The sequence below is a fragment of the Pseudomonas sp. MN1F genome (genome assembly GCF_009391885.1).
Lineage (GTDB): Bacteria > Pseudomonadota > Gammaproteobacteria > Pseudomonadales > Pseudomonadaceae > Aquipseudomonas.
In genome coordinates this window covers 52349-72326 of the sequence record NZ_VZII01000003.1, presented here as the reverse complement: position 1 = coordinate 72326, position 19978 = coordinate 52349, and the positions used below count along the sequence as shown (strand labels likewise).

The window sequence follows — 19978 nt, the reverse complement described above, 5'->3', positions numbered from 1 at the left end:
AAGCATGAACCCAAGCGGCGTGCAGCAGCAGGTGCAATCCCCTCCTTCGACCGGGCCGTTCGCCTGGTACCGCGACATCGACCAACAGCAACGGCGCACCTTCTGGAGCTGCAAGATCGGCTATGGCCTGGACGGCATGGACACGCAGATGCTCAGCTTCGTCATCCCGACACTGATCATGCTGTGGGGCATCAGCACTGCAGAAGCCGGGCTGATCCACACCAGCACGCTGATCGCCTCGGCCATCGGTGGCTGGATCGCCGGCATCCTCTCCGACCGCATCGGCCGCGTGCGCACCCTGCAGCTGACGGTGTTGTGGTTCGCCTTCTTCACCTTCCTCTGCGGTTTTGCCCAAAGCTACGAGCAGCTGCTGATCGCGCGCACCTTGATGGGCTTCGGTTTCGGCGGCGAGTGGACTGCCGGCGCTGTGCTGATCGGCGAGGTAATCCGGGCTCAGGACCGCGGCAAGGCGGTGGGTATGGTGCAGTCGGGCTGGGCCATTGGCTGGGGGCTGACGGCGATCCTGTATGCGCTGCTGTTCTCCTGGCTGCCAGCGGAGCAGGCCTGGCGTGCGTTGTTCCTGCTGGGGCTGGTGCCGGCGATCTTCGTGATCTTCGTCCGCCGCCTGGTCAAGGACCCGGAGGTATATCGCCAGGCCAAGGCCGGGGAAAGCGCCGAAGCGCCGTCGCACTTCTACGAGATCTTCGCCCCCGGCATGCTCTGGACCACCGTGCGCGCCTCGTTGCTGACCACCGGTGCGCTGGGTGGCTACTACGCCATCACCTCGTGGTTGCCGACCTTCCTCAAGAACGAACGTGGCCTTAGCGTGCTGGGCACCGGCGGCTACCTGGCGATGGTGATCGTCGGTTCCTATATCGGTTATGTAGTCAGCGCATACCTGTCCGACCTGCTGGGGCGCAAGAAGAACTTCATCCTGTTCGCCGTGGGCTCGTTCATCATCGTGCTGCTGTACACGCAAATGCCTGTGAGCGATGGCGTGATGCTGTGGCTCGGTTTCCCGCTGGGCTTCTTCGCCTCGGGCATCTTCAGCGGCATGGGCGCGTTCCTGACCGAACTGTTCCCGACCCGGGTACGTGGCTCGGGGCAGGGCTTCTGCTACAACATCGGCAAGGTCATCGCCGCGCTGTTCCCGCTGCTGATCGGCCTGCTCGGCGAGAAGATCCCCCTGGGCCTGGGCATCGGCGTGTTCTCTGCAGTGTCCTATGGCGTGGTGATCGTGGCGGCGCTGAGCTTGCCGGAAACACGCGGCAAACAACTTCAGGCGCGTTAAGGTAGGCCTATGAACATCGACACGGGAGCACGTCAGGTGAAACCCCTGCTACTCAATTGCGACATGGGCGAGAGTTACGGCAGCTGGCGCATGGGCCTGGATGCCGAAGTGATGCCCTACATCGACTGCGCCAACATCGCCTGCGGCTACCACGCCGGCGACCCGAGCATCATGCGCCGCACCGTGGCCATGGCGCTGGAACACGGCGTGACCATCGGCGCACACCCGGCCTACCCGGACCTGGTCGGCTTCGGCCGCCGCTCCATGGCCTGCAGCCCGGAAGAAATCCGCGACCTCTTGCATTACCAGATCGGTGCCCTGGACGGCATTTGCAAAGTGCTCGGCGGCCGCGTTGCCTATGTGAAGCCCCACGGCGCGCTGTACAACGACATGATGGCCGACCCGCACACGCTGCGCACCGTGCTGGAAGCCGTGGCGGCCTATGACAGCGGCCTGCCGCTGATGCTCATGGCCACTGCCGATAACCGTGCGGCCCAGGCCCTGGGCGATGAAGTCGGCGTGCCGCTGTGGTTCGAAGCCTTCGCCGACCGCGCCTACACCGCCAGCGGCCACCTGGTGTCGCGGCGCCTGCCGGGCGCGGTGCACCATGAGCCGGCCCTGGTGGTCGAGCAGGCCTTGCGCCTGGCCCGCGGCGAAACTCTGGTGGCGGCTGACGGCAGCGCGCTGCAGTTGGTGGCCAGCACCCTCTGCGTGCATGGCGACAACGACAGTTCGGTGGCGGCCGTGCGGCAGATCCGCCAGGCCCTTGATGCGCTGGAGGCGCAATGAAGCTGCGTATCGAAGTGGCGGCCATCGACAGCCTGATGGTGCGCCTGTTCGACCGTATCGACGAAGCCAACATGCCGTGGATGCTCGCCGCCAGCCAGCGCCTGAACGTGGCGTTCGGCAAGCACCTGGTGGATCTGGTGCCGTCCTACACCACGTTGATGGTGCAGTTTGATCTGCCACCGGGGGAGGCGCGGGCGCTGATCACCCAGGCGCTGTTCGGCTTGCAACCGGACACCGGCAGTGGTGGCCGGCGCCATGAAATCCCAGTGTGGTACCACGCCAGCGTCGGCCCTGAACTGCCCGTGCTGGCCGCGCGCAGCGGGCTGAGCGAAGCCGAAGTGATCCGCCTGCACAGCGAACGCGAGTACCCGGTATTCGCCCTTGGCTTCGCGCCCGGCTTCGGTTTCATGGGGCTGGTCGACGAACGCCTGGCCAGCCCGCGCCTGAGCACCCCGCGCAAGCGCGTGGCAGCAGGCAGCGTGGGTATTGCCGAACGCCAGACTGCGGCATACCCCGCCGTGTCGCCGGGTGGCTGGAACCTGATCGGGCGCACGCCGGTGCGCCTGTTCGACCGCGAACGCCAGGGCTACAGCCTGCTGCAGCCGGGCGACCGGGTGCGCTTCGTGGCGGTATCGCGTGACCAGTTCCTGGCCCTGGGCGGCGATGTGGAGGCACAAGGATGAAGCAGTTGCAGATCGAGGCCAGTACCGCCCTGTGCCAGTTGCAGGACGCCGGGCGCTTTGGCGTGCGTCACCTGGGCGTTACCCAGGGCGGGGCGCTGGATTGGGTGGCGATGCACTGGGCCAACTGGTTGCTGGGTAACGCGCTGGGGGCGCCGGTGGTCGAGGTGGCGCTGGGTGGTTTTGCGCTGGTGGCCGAGCAGGATTGCGTGCTGGCGCTGGCCGGGGCCGACCTGGATGCACGGGTGGATGATCAGCCACTGCTGCCATGGCGCAGCTTCGTCCTGGGCAAAGGGCAGCGCTTGACCCTGAAGCAGCCGAAGCAAGGCGTGCGGGCGTATCTGGCGGCGCCGGGCGGGTTTCTCGGTGAGGAGGTGCTGGGCAGTTGTGCAACGGTCGTGCGCGAGGCGCTGGGTGGTATCGATGGGCGAGGATCAGCACTGGGGAAAGGGCAGATGCTCACTTTTGCCGGTGATTCGCCGGCCTTGCGCGAAGTGCCCACGGCCCTGTGTCCGCGTCATGTGGCAAAGCCCGTGCTCGACCTGGTGATGGGCGCGCAAATCGGTGACTTCAGCGGGACCAGCCTGTTTGAAGCGTTCAACCGTGACTGGACGCTGGACACCCGCGCCGACCGCATGGGTATTCGCTTGTTGGGCCCAGAGCTGGCCTACCAAGGGGCACCGATGATTTCCGAAGGGATTGCGCTGGGGGCCGTGCAGGTGCCACCGGACGGGCAACCGATCGTGTTGCTCAATGACCGGCAGACCATTGGTGGCTATCCGCGGTTGGGGGCGTTGACGCCGTTGGCGTTGGCGCAGCTGGCGCAATGCATGCCGGGGGCGGCTGTGCGGTTCAGGGCGGTGGTGCAGGACGAGGCCTGGCGGGAGCAGCAGGCTTATGGGCGGCGTTGGCGTTGAGATTCTGGGGCCGTAGAGCGGCCCCAGGGCTTTAGCTATTTGGACAGGTAACGCATCCCGTCTTCCAACCCCTGCAGGGTCAGCGGATACATCTTGTCCTCGATCAAATCCCGCACCAGGTGCGTCGAAGCGGTGTAGTCCCAGGCCTGCTTGGGATACGGGTTGATCCAGATGATCTTCCTGAATTTCTCCATGAAGCGCTGCATCCACACGTACCCGGCCTCTTCGTTCCAGTGCTCGACGCTACCACCCGGCTGGGTGATCTCGTACGGTGCCATGGCCGCATCGCCGACGAACACCACCTTGTAGTCGTCGCCGTACTTGTGCAGCAGGTCGAAGGTGGAGTAGCGCTCCGAGGTGCGGCGCAGGTTGTTCTTCCACACCGACTCGTACACGAAGTTGTGGAAGTAGTAGTACTCCAGGTGCTTGAACTCGGTCTTGCAGGCCGAGAACAGCTCTTCGCAGACCTTGACGTGGGCGTCCATCGAGCCGCCGATGTCGAACAGCAACAGCAGCTTCACCGTGTTGCGCCGTTCCGGGCGCATCTGGATGTTCAGCAGCCCGGCGTCACGCGCGGTGTGGTCGATGGTGCCGTCGATATCGAGCTCTTCGGCGGCGCCTTCGCGGGCGAACTTGCGCAGGCGACGCAGGGCCAGCTTGATGTTACGCGTGCCCAGTTCGACCTGGTCGTCGAGGTTCTTGTACTCGCGCTGGTCCCAGACCTTGACGGCCTTGCCCTGACGCTTGCCGGCCTCGCCGACGCGGATGCCTTCGGGGTTGAAGCCGCCCGAGCCGAACGGGCTGGTGCCACCGGTGCCGATCCACTTGTTGCCACCGGCGTGGCGTTCCTTCTGCTCTTCGAGGCGCTTCTTGAACTCCTCGATGAGCTTGTCCAGGCCACCCAGCGACTGGATCTGCGCACGTTCCTCGTCGGTCAGCGAGCGTTCGAATTCCTTGCGCAGCCATTCATCGGGGATCAGTGCCTCGATGTGCCGGTCGAGGTTTTCCAGGCCCTTGAAGTAGGCGGCGAACGCGCGGTCGAACTTGTCGAAGTGGCGCTCGTCCTTCACCAGGATGGCGCGGGCGAGGTAGTAGAAGGCGTCCATGTCGGCAAACACCACGCCTTTTTGCAGGGCGTGGTGCAGGTCGAGCAGTTCGCGCACCGAAACCGGCACCTTGGCCGCGCGCATTTCATTGAACAGGTTGAGCAGCATGGCCCGGCTCCTGTCAGCGGTTGCCGCGCCGGCTCATGAAGGCCAGGCGCTCCAGCAGTTGCACGTCCTGCTCGTTCTTCACCAGGGCGCCCGCCAGCGGCGGGATGGCTTTGGTCGGGTCGCGTTCGCGCAGCACGGCTTCGCCGATGTTGTCGGCCATCAGCAGCTTGAGCCAGTCGACCAGCTCGGAGGTGGATGGTTTTTTCTTCAGGCCCGGTACCTTGCGCACATCGAAGAACACGTCGAGTGCCTCGCTGACCAGCGACTGGCTGATGTTCGGGTAGTGCACGTCGACGATCTGCTGCAGGGTGCCGCGGTCAGGGAAGGCGATGTAATGGAAGAAGCAGCGGCGCAGGAAGGCGTCGGGCAGCTCCTTTTCGTTGTTGGAGGTGATGATGATGATCGGGCGCTGCTTGGCCTTGATGGTCTCGTCGATTTCGTAGACGTAGAACTCCATCTTGTCGAGTTCCTGCAGCAGGTCGTTGGGGAACTCGATGTCGGCCTTGTCGATCTCGTCGATCAGCAGGATCACCCGCTCGTCGGCCTCGAAGGCCTCCCACAGCTTGCCTTTCTTCAGGTAGTTGCGCACGTCGTGGACTTTGTCCACGCCCAGCTGCGAGTCGCGCAGGCGGCTGACTGCGTCGTATTCGTAGAGGCCCTGGTGGGCCTTGGTGGTGGACTTGATGTGCCAGGTGATCAGGCGTGCGCCGAACGAGGCCGCGAGCTGCTCGGCGAGCATGGTCTTGCCGGTGCCGGGCTCGCCCTTGACCAGCAGCGGGCGTTCGAGGGTGATGGCCGCGTTGACCGCCAGTTTCAGGTCGTCTGTGGCAACGTAGTCGCGGGTGCCTTCGAACTTCATGGGTCTGTCCTCTGCAGGGTGCCTATAGTTTGCCAACGACTATAACGCGGGCCCAGGCAGCTGGAAACGCAGACCGGGTATTCAGTCCCTGAATGGCCCGTCACAAAAATTCAGTCAGTCTTGGGTGGGGGCTGCTCGTAGCGTGCATTGAACGCCTGGATGAAACCGTTGCGCAGGATCTGCAAAAACGCCTCCAAGGCACTGATGTCCTGCTTGTGCACGCTGCCATTGAGCTCGACGCGGGTGGCGAACTGGTTTTTCGGCTGGTTCTTCAGCACCGTCTCGCTGGCCCCCACCAGCGCCTCCCAGACCGAGCGGAAGATGTTCTTGTTCTTGTTCTCCACGTCCTGCTGCCAGTCGAACACATCGACATCGCGCAATAACGGCTTGATGTAACCGTGCAGCCGGCCGTCTTCGGCCTGGGCTTCGATCACCAGGTCGCCGTGCCCGGCTTTGAAATCGAACTTGCCGTAGGCGCTGGAGAAGTCGTTGAGCTTGCGCAGCTCGATGCCGGTCGCACGCAGGCGGAATTCGAAGTCGTCAAAATCGCTGAACGGGTCGAAGGTGGCGCGGCTTTCGACCTTGGCATCGCCCAGCAGCAGAGCGCTGGCGTCGAAGCTGGCATCGCGCCGGCCTTTTTCGTCGCGCACGTTGGTCAGGTTGCGGATGTTGGCCTCAAGTTGCGTGGCCTTGAGGTCGACCGCTGGCTTGGAGGTGAAGTTGCGAAAGGTCAGCGTGCCATTTTCGATCTGCACTTCATTGAGGGTGATCGGCAGCAGTTTTTCCAGCTGCTGGCGCCAGTCGGTCCCCCGGCCAGTCTGCGAAGCTTGCTTGCTGCCGCCGTCGACGAAGTTGAACTCGGGGCGCTTGAAGGTCACCTTGGCCACCACGGCCTTGTCGTAGATCAGCGAGTGCCAGCTCACCGACAGGTCGATCAGCGGCGCATCCAGCAACGGCACCGGTACCTTGCCAGTGACCTTGACGATCTTCAGGCCGTTGATCTGGTAGGCGCCGCGCCACCAGGCCAGGTCGACGTCGGTCACCTGGCCGCGGTACTCGCCCATGTGGGCCAGCTTGTCGTTCAGGTAATCGCGCACCAGGTAGGGCAGGGCCAGCTGCAAGGCCACCAGCACCACGATCAGGCTGCCCAGGCCAATCATCGGCCAGCGATAGCGAGCTTTCATTGTAGGGCTCTCCGCAGCGGGTTGCACGGTTGACCGCAGGCAGCGCCTGGGAGTTCGAACAGGCTTTACTGGCCATCGGGGCGGGCTTACCCTTTAAGTCTTTCCATGCTGTTTCTCATGTTCAAGGACCCTGCCATGAGCCGTATCTTTGCAGACAACGCCCACTCCATTGGCAATACGCCGCTGGTGCAGATCAACCGCATCGCCCCGCGTGGGGTGACCATCCTGGCCAAGATCGAAGGGCGCAACCCAGGCTACTCGGTCAAGTGCCGGATCGGCGCGAACATGGTCTGGGACGCCGAGAGCAGCGGCAAACTCAAACCGGGCATGACCATCGTCGAGCCGACATCGGGCAACACCGGTATCGGCCTGGCGTTCGTCGCCGCCGCCCGTGGCTACAAGCTGATCCTGACCATGCCGGCCTCGATGAGCCTGGAGCGCCGCAAGGTGCTCAAGGCGCTGGGTGCAGAGCTGGTGCTGACCGAGCCGGCCAAGGGCATGAAGGGCGCCATCGAGAAGGCCAACGAAATCGTCGCCTCCGACCCTGCCCAGTACTTCCTGCCGGGCCAGTTCGACAACCCGGCCAACCCGGCCATCCATGAAAAGACCACTGGGCCGGAAATCTGGAACGACACCGACGGCGCGGTCGACGTGCTGGTTGCAGGTGTTGGCACCGGCGGCACCATTACCGGCGTGTCGCGCTACATCAAGCACACCCAGGGCAAGTCGATCCTCTCGGTGGCGGTAGAGCCGGTGGCTTCGCCGTTGATCAGCCAGACTCTGGCCGGTGAAGAGCTCAAGCCCAGCCCGCACAAGATCCAGGGCATCGGCGCCGGTTTCGTGCCCAAGAACCTCGACCTGTCGATCGTCGACCAGGTCGAGACCGTGACCGACGAAGAGTCCAAGGCCATGGCCATCCGCCTGATGCAGGAAGAAGGCATCCTTTGCGGTATTTCCTGTGGCGCGGCGATGGCTGCCGCGGTGCGCCTTGCCGAGAAGCCGGAAATGCAGGGTAAGACCATCGTCGTAATTCTGCCCGACTCGGGCGAGCGCTACCTGTCCAGCATGCTGTTCAGCGACCTGTTCAGCGAGCAGGAAAACCAGCAGTAATCAGCCTTGCCGCTGATCCGGCGCAACATTCGGCGGCGTGGTTTATTGCAAAATCTTCATGAGTGAGATCCCGCCCTGGTTGTTTTTACCGGGGCGGGATGGGTTTATGATGGCCGGATGATTTTTCTGGGAGCAGGCAGCGCTGGCCTGCTTCCACTCCAAGGAGTGTTGCATGACCTTTTCCTTCCTCGCCAAGGCAGGTGTGCTGCTGGTGTTCTTCGGCAGCGTGCTGTATGTGCACCTGCGCGGCAAGGCGCGCCTGCCGGTACTGCGCCAGTTCGTCAACCATTCGGCGCTGTTTGCACCTTATAACAGCCTGATGTACCTGTTCTCCGGCGTGCCGTCCAAGCCTTACCTGGACCGCCAGCGCTTTCCCGAGCTGGACGTGCTCAAGGACAACTGGCAGGTGATCCGCGAGGAGGCCATGCGCCTGTTCGACGAGGGTTACATCCGTGCCGCCGAAAAGGACAACGATGCCGGCTTCGGTTCGTTCTTCAAGAAAGGCTGGAAGCGCTTCTACCTGAAGTGGTACGACAAGCCGCTGCCGTCTGCCGAAGCCCTGTGCCCGAAAACCGTCGAGCTGGTCAGCAGTATTCCCAACGTGAAAGGGGCGATGTTCGCCCTGCTGCCCGGTGGCAGCCACCTGAACCCGCACCGCGACCCGTTTGCCGGCTCCCTGCGCTACCACCTGGGCCTGTCGACTCCCAACTCCGACGCCTGCCGCATCTACGTCGATGGTGAGGAATATGCCTGGCGTGACGGCGAGGACGTGATGTTCGATGAGACTTACGTGCACTGGGTCAAGAACGAAACCGACGTGACTCGGGTGATCCTGTTCTGCGATATCGAACGTCCGCTGAGCAGCCCGCTGATGACCCGCATCAACCGCAAGGTCAGTGCCTTCCTCGGCCGCGCCACCGCGCCGCAGAATACCGATGACGAGCGGGTAGGCGGGATCAACCAGGCGTATGCCTGGAGCAAGCGCTTCAGCAACAAGATCAGCACCCGCGTCAAGCAGTTCAAGCGCGCCAACCCCAAGGCCTACCGCATCCTGCGGCCGGTGCTGGCAGTGGTGGTGGCGTACTTCCTGTACCGCTGGCTCTTCTGATAGCAGGGCCGGCCCTTTCGCGGGCAAGCCCGCTCCTATAGGGATATGCGATTCCTGTAGGAGCGGGCTTGTCCCGCGAAGGGGCCCGGTCAGGCTTGCTCATCCTCTGATTCACCGCTATATTCCGAACACTTCTCTTCCCTGAAGACCCGATCATGCCAGCCATCCCTTCCACCACTCGCTTTGCCAGCGCGCCAGTCGCGGGCATGGTCGTGCGTGGCAGCCAGCAGCCGGTCATGATCAGTCACTACCCACCACCACCTGTCAGTGGCGTCGTAGGCGGCGTAGCTCCGCCTCCTTGCGTGGTCGTACTGGGCTGATCGGCTTCTGGCCGCATCCCTTCGCACTCGCAACCTACTGAACACGGTCGGCACCTTCCCTCGCTGAAGTTCACGCCCGCCGTCTGGCTTATTTGCCTTATATCAGGTGGCAATACATGTCTGTCTTCAACAAAGCATCCGTGGCCTCGGCGGCCACCACCAGCCTGTTCGTCCTGCTCTGGAGCAGTGGCGCGATCGTTTCCAAACTCGGCCTGGCCCATGCCAGCCCCTTTGCCTTCCTGCTGCTGCGCTCGGCGCTGGCGCTCACCGGCCTGCTGCTGATTGGCCCGTTGCTCGGCCTGCGCTGGCCGCGTACACGGGGGGCGATCCTGCGTGCCCTCGGCACCGGCTGCGTGCTGCTTGGCGCCTATCAGATCTTCTACCTGTTGGCGCTCAACACCCATGTCACCCCCGGCGTGATGGCCACGGTGATGGGCGTGCAACCGATCCTCACCGTGGTGCTGATGGAGCGCCAGCGCTCCTGGAGCCGCCTGTTCGGCCTGGGCCTTGGGCTTGGCGGGCTGGTGATGGTGGTCTATCAGGGCATCAACCTCGGCGGGGTGTCGCTGCTCGGCATGCTGTTCGCCCTGCTGGCGCTGGCCAGCATGACCTTCGGCTCGATCCTGCAGAAGCGCATCACCGACAACCCGATGGGCACGCTGCCGTTGCAATACATCGCCGGCTTCGCCCTGTGCGCGGTGTTCGCCCCGCTGCAACCGCTGCAGGTGGAATGGACCGGCGGATTTGTCGGTGCGCTGCTGTGGATGGGGCTGGTGGTGTCGCTGCTGGCGACCCTGCTGCTGTACCGGCTGATCGCCAAGGGTAACCTGGTCAACGTCACCAGCCTGTTCTACCTGGTGCCGGCCGTGACCGCGGTGATGGACTTCATGATCTTCGGCAACCGCCTGGCACCGTTGAGCCTGCTGGGCATGGGGCTGATCGTGGTCGGCCTTCTGTTCGTGTTCCGCAAGCCGGCGGCGCGGCTGGCCGAGGCGTAAGGCCTAGCGCAACTCTTCGGGGATGGCGTGGCGCAACACGCCTTCCTCGAAGTCCAGGGTGCCGGCCTCGCGCTGGGTCAGCAGGTAGTAGAGCAGGGTGTCGGCCGATTGCCTTGCCGGCACTTCGACGGCCAGCATCCTGACCGCCTTTTCCACCTCGCAGGTGCAGCCGAACTCGGCCAGGGCCGCGTGCACCTGCTCCAGGGTTTCTGGTGGTTTGACGACGACCCGGAACACCGACGCCCCGGCGCTCTGCTGCAGGGCGTCGAACCAGGCCTGGTCGCCCTCGTGGCGAAGGCTGATGATGTCGCCGGGGGCGATGCCGTAGACGTGGAAGGGGATGCTGTCGACCCGATAGCCACCCGCGACCGCCTGTGTCCACAAGCCTTCCACCGAGGCTGGCGGGTAGCCGCTCGCGTCCTGCTCCAGGCGGAACAGCACCTTCTTGAATGTGTCACTCATGGTCCGCACCGCCTCACGTGCGCGCCGGGCGCAGCACCAGCCACAGCGCCAGGGCAATCAGCACACCGCCATACAGATGGGCCATCGACAAGGGTTCGTCGAGCAGCCATGCCCCCCACAATACACCGAACACCGGGATCAGGAAGGTCACGGTGCTGGCCTTGACCGGGCCGATCTCGGCCAGCAGGCGGAAGTACAGGATGTAGGCGAAGGCGGTGCACAGCAGGCCCAGGCCCAGCAGCGACAGCCACACCTGCCAGCCGCCCCAGCTTGCCGGTGGCTGGATCAGGGCGCTCCAGGCGAACAGCGGGCTCAGCAGCAAGGTGGCGCCAAGCATGCTGCCCAGGGCCGACAGGCGGCTGTCCAGGCCGCTGATCCAGCGCCGTGCGAGAAAGCCGGCAAAGCCGTAGCAGGTGGTGGCCGCCAGGCAGGCCAGGGCACCTTGCACCAAGGCCATGTCCAGGGCTACCGGGCCGGCGCCGCTGAGGATGCCGACACCGAGCAGGCCCAGGAAAATGCCGCCAAGCTTGGGCAGCGTCATGGCCTCGCGGAAGAACAGCGCGCCGATCAATACGCCCATCAGCGGGGTGGTGGCGTTGAAAATGGCCGAATAGCCAGCGGGCAGCACTTGCGCAGCTACAGAGTAGAAGGTGGCCGGGATACCCGAGTTGATCATGCCCAGCACCAGGCAGGCACCGAGTTTGCCGTCGAAGTTCCAGCGCACCCGGGTGGCGGCGAGGATGGCGATCAGGCCCAGGCAGGCGATGGCGACACGGAAGAATGCGGTGGGGAGGGTGCCCAACTCCGGCGCGATGATGCGCATGAACAGGAAACTCGCCCCCCAGACAGCGGCAAGGGTCAGCAGGCGGGCTAGGGCGATGGGGCTCACAACGGTCTCCGGGTACAGGGCAGGGCGCGAGTGTACGTGACTCGCTTGGGCGATTCTTGTGCTTTCTTGCGGTGTATACCTGTACCGGCCTCTTCGCCGGCGCGCCGGCGAAGAGGCCGGTACAGGCTAAGCTCTTTATCTCATCAAGCCCGAGGACCCTCGCATGCCCCAGCCCTGGCCCGCAGCCGACATTGCCCGGACAATCCTCGACGGTTTCGACAGCTACCGCGAACATTTCCAGCAGATCACCCTGGGCGCCCGCGAGCGCTTCGAGCAGGCGCGCTGGCAGGACATCCAGCGTGCCTCGGCTGCGCGCATCAACCTCTATGAAGAGAAAGTCGCCGAGGTCAACGGCTGGCTGCGCCAGGCCTTCCCGGAGCCGGTGTTGCTGGATGTGGAACAGTGGCCGCTGGTGAAAAACGCCTACATCCGCCTGATCGACCCGCGCCTGGACGACGAGCTGGCGGAGACCTGGTACAACTCGCTGTTCTGCAGCCTGTTCAGCCACGACCAGATCAGCGACGGCTGCATGTTCATCCACACCACCCGGCCATCGATCCGCGCCCATGAGCGCGCGGCGCAGACCCGCACCTATACGCTCGCGGCCGGCCTGAAGAGCCTGCTGCGGGCGATCTTCGCCGATTACCCGTTCGACGCCCCCTATGGCGACCTGGAAGGCGACCTCGCCCGCCTCGAGGAGCAATTGCGTGAATGCCTGCCGGACTGGGTGTGCAAGGACCCGGCCCTCGCCGTGGAGCTGTTCGTGCCGGTGCTGTACCGCAACAAGGGCGCCTACCTGGTCGGCCGCCTGTACAACAGCGACGAGCAGTGGCCGTTGGTGATCGCGTTGCTGCACCGTGAAGGCCATGGCATCGAGGCCGATGCGTTGATCACCGACGAGGCCGAGGTGTCGATCATCTTCTCGTTCACCCGTTCGTACTTCATGGCCGATGTGCCGGTACCGGCGGAGTTCGTCAATTTCCTCAAGCGCATCCTGCCGGGCAAGCACATTGCCGAGCTGTACACCTCGATCGGTTTCTACAAACAGGGCAAGTCGGAGTTCTACCGAGCCTTGATCAACCACCTGGCCAGCAGCGACGACCGCTTCGTCATGGCGCCGGGGGTGCGCGGCATGGTCATGAGCGTGTTCACCCTGCCGGGCTTCAATACCGTGTTCAAGATCATCAAGGACCGCTTCTCGCCGTCCAAGACCGTGGACCGCGCCACGGTGATCGACAAATACCGGCTGGTGAAGAGTGTCGACCGGGTGGGGCGCATGGCCGATACCCAGGAGTTCGCCGATTTCCGCTTCCCGCTTGGCAAGTTCGAGCCTGAATGCCTGGCCGAGCTATTGGAGGTCGCCCCCTCGACCGTGGCGCTTGAAGGCGACACGGTGCTGGTGCGCCACTGCTGGACCGAGCGGCGCATGACCCCGCTCAACCTGTACCTGGAGCACGCCAGCGAAGGGCAGGTGCTCGAAGCGCTGGAGGACTACGGGCTGGCCATCAAGCAACTGGCGGCGGCAAACATCTTCCCGGGGGACATGCTGCTGAAGAATTTTGGCGTTACCCGGCATGGGCGGGTGGTGTTCTACGACTATGACGAGATCAGCTTCCTGACCGAGGTGAACTTCAGGCACATCCCGCCACCGCGCTACCCGGAGGATGAGATGTCCGGTGAGCCGTGGTATTCGATCGGGCCGCACGATGTGTTCCCCGAGGAGTTCCCGCCGTTCCTGTTTGCCGATATCGGCCAGCGCCGACTGTTCAGCCGGTTGCACGGGGAGTTGTATGACGCGGATTACTGGAAGGGGCTGCAGGCGGCGATTCGCGAAGGCAAGGTGATCGACGTGTTTCCGTATCGGCGCAAGGCTCGGTGATTGTGGTTCGTCAGGCCCGGGCCTTCAGGCACTTCAGCTCACTGAAGTCGGTGCGCACCTTGGCCAGCCGCTCTTGCAGGTATTGGCGTTGCACCGGCGTACTGAGGTGCACCAGGTCGACCAACAGGCTGCGCGCCTGCTGCTCGGTATTCTGGTAGGCCGCACGGTACTCCGGCGTCCACAGGCTCTCTTTGCGTTGCAGCAAGGTCGCCAGGCGCGGTTCGAAGCTGGCGTCGTTGCGCTGGGCCATGGCCAACATCAACTGTTGCTGCCAGTGCTGACGGTTGGCGATCCACTGGCGGTTCTGGTCACCCAGCGCCTGCGACCAGGCCTGCACACGTTGGCGCTGGGCCGCATTGAGTTCGCCGAACCAGTTGCTCAGGCGCTTTTCCATTCGCTCGGTACGCCGGGCGACTTGCTTGGCCATGGGGGTGTCGACATATTCCCTTTGCCGCTGGTTGATATCGTCGCGGAAGGCATCGCGCATTTCCGCCACTTGCGCATCGCTCATGCCGCGTAGCAATTCGGTGGCCGAAGGGGTGATCTCTTCGGCCACCCGGCCAATCGCCTGACGTGCTTCGACCGTGCGTTGCTGCAGCGCCTGGTCGGTCACCTGATCCTCGGCGACCATGTCGCGCACGCGGTCGAGCCAGTCGAGGTAGCCGGGCAACTGGGTCTGGCAGTGCCAAGCCAGGTGCTCCTTGAGCCGTTCGTCAAGCAACGCCTTCTGTTCACGGTTCATCGCCAGGTAGTCGCCCAGCGACCAGGGCACCAGGCGGTCGAGGTTGCGATAGGCCAGGTCGATGCGGCTGCAGGCCGCCAGTGTCACGGTGCAGGCGATGGCGATGAGCAGGGCTTTGGACAGGCGTACCGGCATGTTCAGGACCTGGTTGTGGCGGACATTCAATAGACGTAGCGCGAGCCGGCGCGGTTCCGCCGCATCAGCGATCGGGCAGCGCAGTGGCTTCAGGTGTAGAATAGCCGCCTTGTCTTGAGGAACATCGGAAATGGCTCTACTTGGGCGTTACAACAGTTTGCAAATCGTGAAACACGTGGAATTCGGCCTGTACCTGGATGGCGGCTCCGACGGTGAGATCCTGCTGCCAGGGCGTTACATCCCGAAGAACGCCGAAACCGAGGTCGACGACTGGCTGAACGTATTCCTCTACCTGGATAGCGATGACAAGCTCATTGCCACCACGGAGAAACCCAAGGTGCAGGTGGGCGAGTTCGCCAGCCTCAAGGTCAAGGACATCAACGGTGCCGGTATCTTCCTGGACTGGGGGCTGCCCAAGGACTTGCTGATGCCGTATTCCGAAGAAGCCCGGCAGCTGAAAATCGGCGATTACTGCGTGGTGCATGTCTACCTCGACAAACGCACCCGCCGCATCACCGCCACTTCACGCCTGGACCGCTACCTGGACGTTACCCCGGCTCAATACCAGGTTGGCCAGCCGGTCGAACTGCTGGTGGCCGGCGAAACGCCGATGGGCTTCAAGGCGATCATCAACAACCGCCACTGGGGCTTGATCCACAAGAACGAGGTGTTCAAGTTCCTGCGTTCGGGCATGCACGTGGATGGCTTCATCAAGGAAGTGCGCCATGACGGCAAGATCGCCTTGAGCCTGCAGCCGGTGGGCCAGGCGCTGGGCGACGACCTGCAAGAGCGCATCATGGCACGCCTGGAGGCCGAAGGCGGGGTGCTGGCGGTGAGCGACAAGAGCGCCCCGGAAGTGATCAGCCAGATGTTCAACGTCAGCAAGGGCAACTTCAAGAAGGCCATTGGCGGGTTGTTCAAGCAGGGCCGCATCGTCATCCATGACGATCGCATCGTAAAAGCCTGATCAGGCCTGCACGAAGGTCCGGAAGTCCAGCTGCTCGCCACCCGGGCGGGTGTCGCGCAGCAGCGAGTCACGGTCGGCGCTCAGGGCCAGGCTGATGGTCGAGCGGCGCTTGCCGGGGTTGCGCACTTCCATCTGTTCCTGGTGAGCACGGAGGAAGTTGACCGGCACCTTCAGGTGCTGCAGCTCGTCGCTTTCCGGGGTGTGCAGCAGCAGGTTGACCCAGTCGGGCTGGCCCTTGCGCAGCAGTGCCACCGGCACTTCGAACCACCACAGGTTGCGCTTGCGGTCGAGGATGGCGAACAGGGTGTTGGCGCTGGTCAGCACCGGGTTGGCCAGGGCCTGGTTGCGGCGGGCGATGGCGGTGGGTTTGTCGAGTTTCATGCAGGTTCCTGCGGGTTGACGCTTGATTAGGGCTGCATTGTGAGGGGTGGCACCGGGCCTAGCAAGGTTTCAGGGCCTCTTCGCCGGTTTACCCGCGAAGAGGCCAGTAGCCTTAACGACTGATCGGCAGGCTCAACTCGGAAGTGGCCCCGTCCGCAGTGGTCACCGTCGCAGTAAAGCTCTTGAACTCACCGATGTGCTCCAACACCTGGGCAAACCGCGCCTGCCCCTGGCCATCACTGTTCACCAGCACATCCCCCAGGTATTGCTCTGCCTCGGTCCCACCCGCCTGGGCATTGCCAAACACCTCGATGCGCAACAGGCTCGACGCCGGCCCCTGCACCTCGCCACGTAGCACATTGCCGTCCAGCGCGATCAGCTGTGGCGGCTGCTGGTTGTGGTTAGGCAGCGGCTGGCACGGCTTGGGCTCGCCCTTGGCATCGCAGATGATCGCCTGGTCCTTCTTCGGCAAATCCGCGCCGACTCCGCGCGAACCTACGTACAGCGCATGGGCCTGGGCCGGCACGCCAAAGACGATGGCGCCGGTACGCTGGTTCGGCACGCATGAGCCGCCGGCTTCACAGCGGCGGATGTCCTGGCTGTTGCCCCAGATGCGGTTGCCGCTCAGGCGCGTGGTGGTGACGTCCGGCTCGGGGCGCAGGGCCACGCCGATGCGGTTGCCGTGGATCAGGTTGCCGTCGAGGATGTTGCCTTCGCCGGTAACACTCACGCCGATCGAGTTGCCGCTGAAGGTGTTGGCGCCGAGGTAGTTGCGCTTGCCCCAGTTGATCTGCAGGCCGTCGGAGTAGTTTTCGAAGCGGTTGCGCACCACGCTGTTGTCGTTGCCCAGCAGGATCTCGATGCCCTGGGACGGTTCGGGGTTGGCCGGGGTGGAGCGGAACAGGTTGTCGGCCACCAGGTTGAAGGCCGCGCCACGGGTCAGTTCCAGGCCATCGCCATTGTCGATCAGCTGGTTACGCAGCACCTTGTTGTTGACCGTGGTGGTGGCGGTCGGGTTGCCAGCACCGTCGTCGCCCGTGAGCATGATGCCAGCGCCGCCTTTGTTGGCGACGATGCGGTTGTCTTCGATGACGTTGCCGCTGGCGCGGTTGACCAGGATACCGATGCAGAAGTTGCGCACCTCCAGGCCGCTCACGTGCACGCCTTGGGTGTCACGCAGCACCAGCCCCGGGTGGGTGGTGGTGCGCACGTTGGTGCCGAACTGGCCGGGCAGGGCGCCGGGGCAGGTGCGCACGCCCTGATCCTTGATATAGCCCGAGCCATCGATGGCGATGTACTGCCCGTCACGGGCCCAGGGCAGACCGGTGATCTGCACCGGGCCCTTGATTTCCGGCAGCGCGCGGGTCGGGCGGATCACATAGGGCGGCTTGCCTACAGCAGCGATCTCGATGCGGTAGTGGCCGGGGTTCTGGTTGCTGGTTTCGATGGCCCAGCGCAGGGTGCCGGGTTGGCCATCGTCGGCATAACGCTCGACTTTCAGGGTCTCGCTGGCCGGTGCGGCGGCCAAGGCAGGCAAGGGCAGCAGCGGCAGCAAGGCCGCAAACAGGGGCATCAGACGCATGGGGCAAATATCCGGAAACTGTTGTTTTTATACGCAGGTTGGCAGCGATTCTAGGGCAGCCTTCGGACCTTGAGCAGTGCGGTGGCCCTATTCGGTGCGGTATTCGCCCGCAGATTCGCCGCTTGGCTTGAGCGGAGCAAATTGTTTGAAACTCTTGGAGAAGGGGTCCGGTCCACCGAGTGTCGACACGGTCCACGTGTCTCCATTTGCAGGAGATTTGCCATGAGCGGCACCAAAGACAAAGCGAAAGGCCTGGCCAACGAAGCAGTCGGTAACGTCAAGCAGAGCGTCGGCAAGGTGACCGGCAACGACAAGCTGCGGGCCGAGGGCAAGGCTCAGGAAGTGAAAGGCGAGGCGCAGCAGATCAAGGGCGATGTGAAGGATGCGGTGAAAAAGCCTTGAGGTGAGATGACCTGTTTCTGCCTCGGTGAGAGGCAGAAACAGGTGTAGGCATTTTCTTCTGGCATGGCTGGGAGCAGTACATCACCGGCGTGGTCTATTAGACTTACCCGTTGTACTCAAGAATCAAGCGGCGAAAGGAGACGCTATGATTTTCCCCGACCTGCGCGGCCTGCCCCTGCACCGCGTGCTGGTACGTACCGTCAAGGAATTCCTCGATGACGAGATGTCCACCTATGCGTCTGCGCTGGCTTACCAGATGCTGTTTTCGCTGTTCCCGTTCCTGCTGTTCCTGATTGCCCTGATCGGCTTTTTGCACCTGCCGGACTTCTTTTCCTGGTTGCGCCTGCAATCGGAACTGGTGTTGCCACCCCAGGCGCTGGAGCAGGTGAACCCGGTCATCGACCAGTTGCAGCAGTCCAAGGGCGGGCTGTTGTCGGTGGGTATCGTCATCGCGCTGTGGACTGCCTCGGCTGGCGTGCGGCTGATGATGAGCGCCATGAATGCCGCCTATGACGTGCCCGAGGGCCGCCCGGTGTGGAAGCGCATTCCACTGTCGATCATCTACACCGTCGGTATCGCCGGCATGCTGCTGGCAGCGGCTGCGCTGATGGTGCTGGGGCCGCAGGTGATGGAGTGGATCGCCGCGCAAGTCGGCCTGCAGGAAGTGATCGTCACCGTCTGGACCGTGCTGCGCTGGCCCGCCATCATCATCCTGATGATGGTCGCGGTGGCATTGATCTATTACGTGATGCCGGACGTGAAGCAGAAGTTTCGCTTCATCACCCCCGGTTCGGTGCTGGCGGTAGTAGTATGGATCATCGCCTCCCTGGGCTTTGCCTACTACGTCAAGACCTTTGCCGACTACAACGCCATGTATGGCAGCATCGGTGCGATCATCGTGCTGTTGCTGTATTTCTATATCTCTGCCGCCGTGCTGTTGCTGGGGGCTGAAATGAACGCGGTGATCGAGCACATGTCGAGCGAGGGCAAGAACCCGGGCGAGAAGGAATTCGAGGGCAGCAAACCCCAGGAAACCATCACCGTGCTCGGCCATGAACACCCGGTCGAGCCACAACCGACCGAGCCGAATCCGCGATGATCCGTGACATTCTCAAGATGGGCGACGAGCGCTTGCTGCGCATCGCCCCACCGGTGCCTGAGCATCTGATCGGCAGCCGCGAACTGCAGCAGTTGATCGACGACATGTTCGAAACCATGCACCACGTCGGTGGCGTGGGCCTGGCGGCGCCGCAGATCGGCATCGACCTGCAGCTGGTGATCTTCGGTTTCGAGCGCAGTGAGCGTTATCCGGATGCCGAGCCGGTGCCGCAGACCATCCTGCTCAACCCGCTGATCACTCCGCTGACCACCGAGATCGAGGACGGCTGGGAGGGCTGCCTGTCGGTGCCCGGCCTGCGTGGGGTGGTGCCGCGCTTCAAGCACATCAGCTATGAAGGCATCGACCCGCAGGGCAATCCGATCAACCGCTTTGCCGATGGCTTTCATGCGCGGGTGGTGCAGCACGAGTGCGACCACTTGATCGGCCGGCTCTACCCATCGCGCATCCAGGACTTTGCCCGGTTTGGCTACACCGATGTGCTGTTCCCGGGGCTGGATGATCGCGACGACTGACCCCGCACCATGGCCAGCAGGTTTTTGCTGCGCTGGTAGCGTTGCAGGCGCGAGGCCAGGGCTTCGGGCAATTGTGCCGTGATGCTGAAGCCAAGGCGCTGGTAGTAGGCCGTGAGGTCGGGATCGCAGAACAACCAGGTCGGGCCGCTGTGCCCGGCCAGGGCCGCCTCGATCAGCTGCGCCGCTACACCACGCTTGCGCTGCTGCGGGGCGACGAACAGGCCGGTGAGCCAGTGGCCGTCGGCGACGGCGCTGAGGCAAAGGCCGGCAACGATCCCGTCGCTGCGCGCCACCCACGATTCACCATCATTGGCTGGGCGCATGCGCGACCCCTGTTGCTTGTAGAAGTGTGCGAGCAATCGACGCTCGGGGCCATTGAGCAGGGCGCAGTGCAGGGCAGTCATGGGGATACCTGGAACGATTGGCTCTGGCCCGGT

At 63.7% G+C, this 19978-nt stretch carries 22 protein-coding genes; 13 read left to right on the top strand and 9 right to left on the bottom strand.

The features are described 5' to 3' along the window. The first annotated feature begins 4 nt into the window (after positions 1-4). The 4 genes from F6X59_RS01040 to F6X59_RS01025 are packed head-to-tail and all read left to right on the top strand — an operon-like array spanning position 5 to position 3677. On the top strand, positions 5-1291 hold the full coding sequence (locus F6X59_RS01040) for an MFS transporter (protein WP_152953994.1): 1287 nt from the start codon (positions 5-7) through the stop codon (positions 1289-1291). 9 nt (positions 1292-1300) lie between these two features. Continuing rightward, a complete protein-coding gene (locus tag F6X59_RS01035; protein WP_152953993.1) occupies positions 1301-2080 on the top strand; it encodes a 5-oxoprolinase subunit PxpA in 780 nt (259 codons plus the stop codon). Next, entirely contained in the window at positions 2077-2763 is a 687-nt protein-coding gene (gene pxpB, locus F6X59_RS01030) for a 5-oxoprolinase subunit PxpB (RefSeq protein ID WP_152953992.1), read from the top strand. The genes F6X59_RS01035 and pxpB overlap by 4 nt, the downstream gene beginning before the upstream one ends. Beyond that, entirely contained in the window at positions 2760-3677 is a 918-nt protein-coding gene (locus tag F6X59_RS01025) for a biotin-dependent carboxyltransferase family protein (protein ID WP_152953991.1), read from the top strand. The genes pxpB and F6X59_RS01025 overlap by 4 nt, the downstream gene beginning before the upstream one ends. A gap of 35 nt (positions 3678-3712) precedes the next feature. Here the strand turns inward: F6X59_RS01025 and F6X59_RS01020 are convergent, their stop codons facing one another. The 3 genes from F6X59_RS01020 to F6X59_RS01010 form a co-directional block, all read right to left on the bottom strand. Continuing rightward, entirely contained in the window at positions 3713-4891 is a 1179-nt protein-coding gene (locus F6X59_RS01020; RefSeq protein WP_152953990.1) for a VWA domain-containing protein, read from the bottom strand. Positions 4892-4904: 13 nt separating this feature from the next. Then, positions 4905-5750 (bottom strand): MoxR family ATPase, encoded by an 846-nt coding sequence (locus F6X59_RS01015; protein WP_152953989.1) that lies wholly within the window; start codon positions 5748-5750, stop codon positions 4905-4907. A 110-nt stretch (positions 5751-5860) separates the two neighbouring features. Next, positions 5861-6934 (bottom strand): DUF748 domain-containing protein, encoded by a 1074-nt coding sequence (locus F6X59_RS01010; RefSeq protein WP_152953988.1) that lies wholly within the window; start codon positions 6932-6934, stop codon positions 5861-5863. Between the two features lie 135 nt (positions 6935-7069). On the opposite strand from F6X59_RS01010, the gene cysK reads away from it, so the two are divergent. The 4 genes from cysK (at position 7070) to F6X59_RS00990 (ending at position 10470) form a co-directional block, all read left to right on the top strand. Next, on the top strand, positions 7070-8044 hold the full coding sequence (gene cysK, locus F6X59_RS01005) for a cysteine synthase A (protein WP_152953987.1): 975 nt from the start codon (positions 7070-7072) through the stop codon (positions 8042-8044). 172 nt (positions 8045-8216) lie between these two features. Continuing rightward, positions 8217-9152 (top strand): aspartyl/asparaginyl beta-hydroxylase domain-containing protein, encoded by a 936-nt coding sequence (locus F6X59_RS01000; protein WP_152953986.1) that lies wholly within the window; start codon positions 8217-8219, stop codon positions 9150-9152. Positions 9153-9307: 155 nt separating this feature from the next. Continuing rightward, complete coding sequence (locus tag F6X59_RS28520) at positions 9308-9472, top strand: hypothetical protein (protein ID WP_152953985.1); 165 nt, start codon at positions 9308-9310, stop codon at positions 9470-9472. Positions 9473-9588: 116 nt separating this feature from the next. Next, a complete protein-coding gene (locus F6X59_RS00990; protein ID WP_152953984.1) occupies positions 9589-10470 on the top strand; it encodes a DMT family transporter in 882 nt (293 codons plus the stop codon). 3 nt (positions 10471-10473) lie between these two features. On the opposite strand, the gene F6X59_RS00985 is transcribed toward F6X59_RS00990, so the two are convergent. Both F6X59_RS00985 and F6X59_RS00980 read right to left on the bottom strand, forming a co-directional pair. After that, on the bottom strand, positions 10474-10932 hold the full coding sequence (locus F6X59_RS00985; protein WP_152953983.1) for a DUF4265 domain-containing protein: 459 nt from the start codon (positions 10930-10932) through the stop codon (positions 10474-10476). Positions 10933-10945: 13 nt separating this feature from the next. Then, the gene (locus F6X59_RS00980) at positions 10946-11821 is read right to left on the bottom strand and encodes a DMT family transporter (RefSeq protein WP_372240270.1); all 876 of its coding nucleotides are present in this window, start codon (positions 11819-11821) and stop codon (positions 10946-10948) included. Between the two features lie 163 nt (positions 11822-11984). On the opposite strand from F6X59_RS00980, the gene aceK reads away from it, so the two are divergent. Further along, positions 11985-13700 (top strand): bifunctional isocitrate dehydrogenase kinase/phosphatase, encoded by a 1716-nt coding sequence (gene aceK / locus F6X59_RS00975; RefSeq protein WP_152953981.1) that lies wholly within the window; start codon positions 11985-11987, stop codon positions 13698-13700. Between the two features lie 10 nt (positions 13701-13710). On the opposite strand, the gene F6X59_RS00970 is transcribed toward aceK, so the two are convergent. After that, a complete protein-coding gene (locus F6X59_RS00970) occupies positions 13711-14577 on the bottom strand; it encodes a DUF6279 family lipoprotein (RefSeq protein ID WP_152953980.1) in 867 nt (288 codons plus the stop codon). A gap of 130 nt (positions 14578-14707) precedes the next feature. Between F6X59_RS00970 and F6X59_RS00965 the strand changes: the two genes are divergently transcribed. Then, positions 14708-15544 (top strand): S1 RNA-binding domain-containing protein, encoded by an 837-nt coding sequence (locus F6X59_RS00965; protein ID WP_152953979.1) that lies wholly within the window; start codon positions 14708-14710, stop codon positions 15542-15544. Here F6X59_RS00965 and F6X59_RS00960 read toward each other — a convergent pair whose 3' ends face one another. Then, positions 15545-15925 carry a hypothetical protein gene (locus F6X59_RS00960; protein ID WP_099815538.1) on the bottom strand — a complete coding sequence of 127 codons (381 nt, stop codon included), beginning with the start codon at positions 15923-15925 and terminating at the stop codon, positions 15545-15547. A 112-nt stretch (positions 15926-16037) separates the two neighbouring features. Continuing rightward, complete coding sequence (locus tag F6X59_RS00955; protein ID WP_152953978.1) at positions 16038-17507, bottom strand: nitrous oxide reductase family maturation protein NosD; 1470 nt, start codon at positions 17505-17507, stop codon at positions 16038-16040. Between the two features lie 222 nt (positions 17508-17729). Here F6X59_RS00955 and F6X59_RS00950 point away from each other — a divergent pair, with 222 nt between their 5' ends. The 3 genes from F6X59_RS00950 to def all read left to right on the top strand — a co-directional run bounded on the left by F6X59_RS00950 (position 17730) and on the right by def (position 19541). Continuing rightward, complete coding sequence (locus F6X59_RS00950; protein WP_152953977.1) at positions 17730-17909, top strand: CsbD family protein; 180 nt, start codon at positions 17730-17732, stop codon at positions 17907-17909. A 145-nt stretch (positions 17910-18054) separates the two neighbouring features. Then, positions 18055-19008 carry a YihY/virulence factor BrkB family protein gene (locus F6X59_RS00945; protein WP_152953976.1) on the top strand — a complete coding sequence of 318 codons (954 nt, stop codon included), beginning with the start codon at positions 18055-18057 and terminating at the stop codon, positions 19006-19008. Beyond that, positions 19005-19541, top strand: coding sequence for a peptide deformylase (def, locus tag F6X59_RS00940; RefSeq protein ID WP_152953975.1), 537 nt, complete (start codon positions 19005-19007; stop codon positions 19539-19541). Before F6X59_RS00945 ends, def begins: the two co-directional genes overlap by 4 nt. Here def and F6X59_RS00935 read toward each other — a convergent pair. Further along, complete coding sequence (locus F6X59_RS00935) at positions 19496-19864, bottom strand: GNAT family N-acetyltransferase (RefSeq protein ID WP_152954071.1); 369 nt, start codon at positions 19862-19864, stop codon at positions 19496-19498. The genes def and F6X59_RS00935 overlap by 46 nt on opposite strands. Between the last annotated feature and the right edge of the window lie 114 nt (positions 19865-19978).

Excerpts from the sequence above, each read along its gene's own strand:
- F6X59_RS01040 (WP_152953994.1), top strand. The coding sequence starts at position 5 with ATGAACCCAAGCGGCGTGCAGCAGCAGGTGCAATCCCCTCCTTCGACC.
- F6X59_RS01035 (WP_152953993.1), top strand. The coding sequence starts at position 1,301 with ATGAACATCGACACGGGAGCACGTCAGGTGAAACCCCTGCTACTCAAT.
- pxpB (WP_152953992.1), top strand. The coding sequence starts at position 2,077 with ATGAAGCTGCGTATCGAAGTGGCGGCCATCGACAGCCTGATGGTGCGC.
- F6X59_RS01025 (WP_152953991.1), top strand. The coding sequence starts at position 2,760 with ATGAAGCAGTTGCAGATCGAGGCCAGTACCGCCCTGTGCCAGTTGCAG.
- F6X59_RS01020 (WP_152953990.1), bottom strand. The coding sequence starts at position 4,891 with ATGCTGCTCAACCTGTTCAATGAAATGCGCGCGGCCAAGGTGCCGGTT.
- F6X59_RS01015 (WP_152953989.1), bottom strand. The coding sequence starts at position 5,750 with ATGAAGTTCGAAGGCACCCGCGACTACGTTGCCACAGACGACCTGAAA.
- F6X59_RS01010 (WP_152953988.1), bottom strand. The coding sequence starts at position 6,934 with ATGAAAGCTCGCTATCGCTGGCCGATGATTGGCCTGGGCAGCCTGATC.
- cysK (WP_152953987.1), top strand. The coding sequence starts at position 7,070 with ATGAGCCGTATCTTTGCAGACAACGCCCACTCCATTGGCAATACGCCG.
- F6X59_RS01000 (WP_152953986.1), top strand. The coding sequence starts at position 8,217 with ATGACCTTTTCCTTCCTCGCCAAGGCAGGTGTGCTGCTGGTGTTCTTC.
- F6X59_RS28520 (WP_152953985.1), top strand. The coding sequence starts at position 9,308 with ATGCCAGCCATCCCTTCCACCACTCGCTTTGCCAGCGCGCCAGTCGCG.
- F6X59_RS00990 (WP_152953984.1), top strand. The coding sequence starts at position 9,589 with ATGTCTGTCTTCAACAAAGCATCCGTGGCCTCGGCGGCCACCACCAGC.
- F6X59_RS00985 (WP_152953983.1), bottom strand. The coding sequence starts at position 10,932 with ATGAGTGACACATTCAAGAAGGTGCTGTTCCGCCTGGAGCAGGACGCG.
- aceK (WP_152953981.1), top strand. The coding sequence starts at position 11,985 with ATGCCCCAGCCCTGGCCCGCAGCCGACATTGCCCGGACAATCCTCGAC.
- F6X59_RS00970 (WP_152953980.1), bottom strand. The coding sequence starts at position 14,577 with ATGCCGGTACGCCTGTCCAAAGCCCTGCTCATCGCCATCGCCTGCACC.
- F6X59_RS00965 (WP_152953979.1), top strand. The coding sequence starts at position 14,708 with ATGGCTCTACTTGGGCGTTACAACAGTTTGCAAATCGTGAAACACGTG.
- F6X59_RS00960 (WP_099815538.1), bottom strand. The coding sequence starts at position 15,925 with ATGAAACTCGACAAACCCACCGCCATCGCCCGCCGCAACCAGGCCCTG.
- F6X59_RS00955 (WP_152953978.1), bottom strand. The coding sequence starts at position 17,507 with ATGCGTCTGATGCCCCTGTTTGCGGCCTTGCTGCCGCTGCTGCCCTTG.
- F6X59_RS00950 (WP_152953977.1), top strand. The coding sequence starts at position 17,730 with ATGAGCGGCACCAAAGACAAAGCGAAAGGCCTGGCCAACGAAGCAGTC.
- F6X59_RS00945 (WP_152953976.1), top strand. The coding sequence starts at position 18,055 with ATGATTTTCCCCGACCTGCGCGGCCTGCCCCTGCACCGCGTGCTGGTA.
- def (WP_152953975.1), top strand. The coding sequence starts at position 19,005 with ATGATCCGTGACATTCTCAAGATGGGCGACGAGCGCTTGCTGCGCATC.
- F6X59_RS00935 (WP_152954071.1), bottom strand. The coding sequence starts at position 19,864 with ATGCGCCCAGCCAATGATGGTGAATCGTGGGTGGCGCGCAGCGACGGG.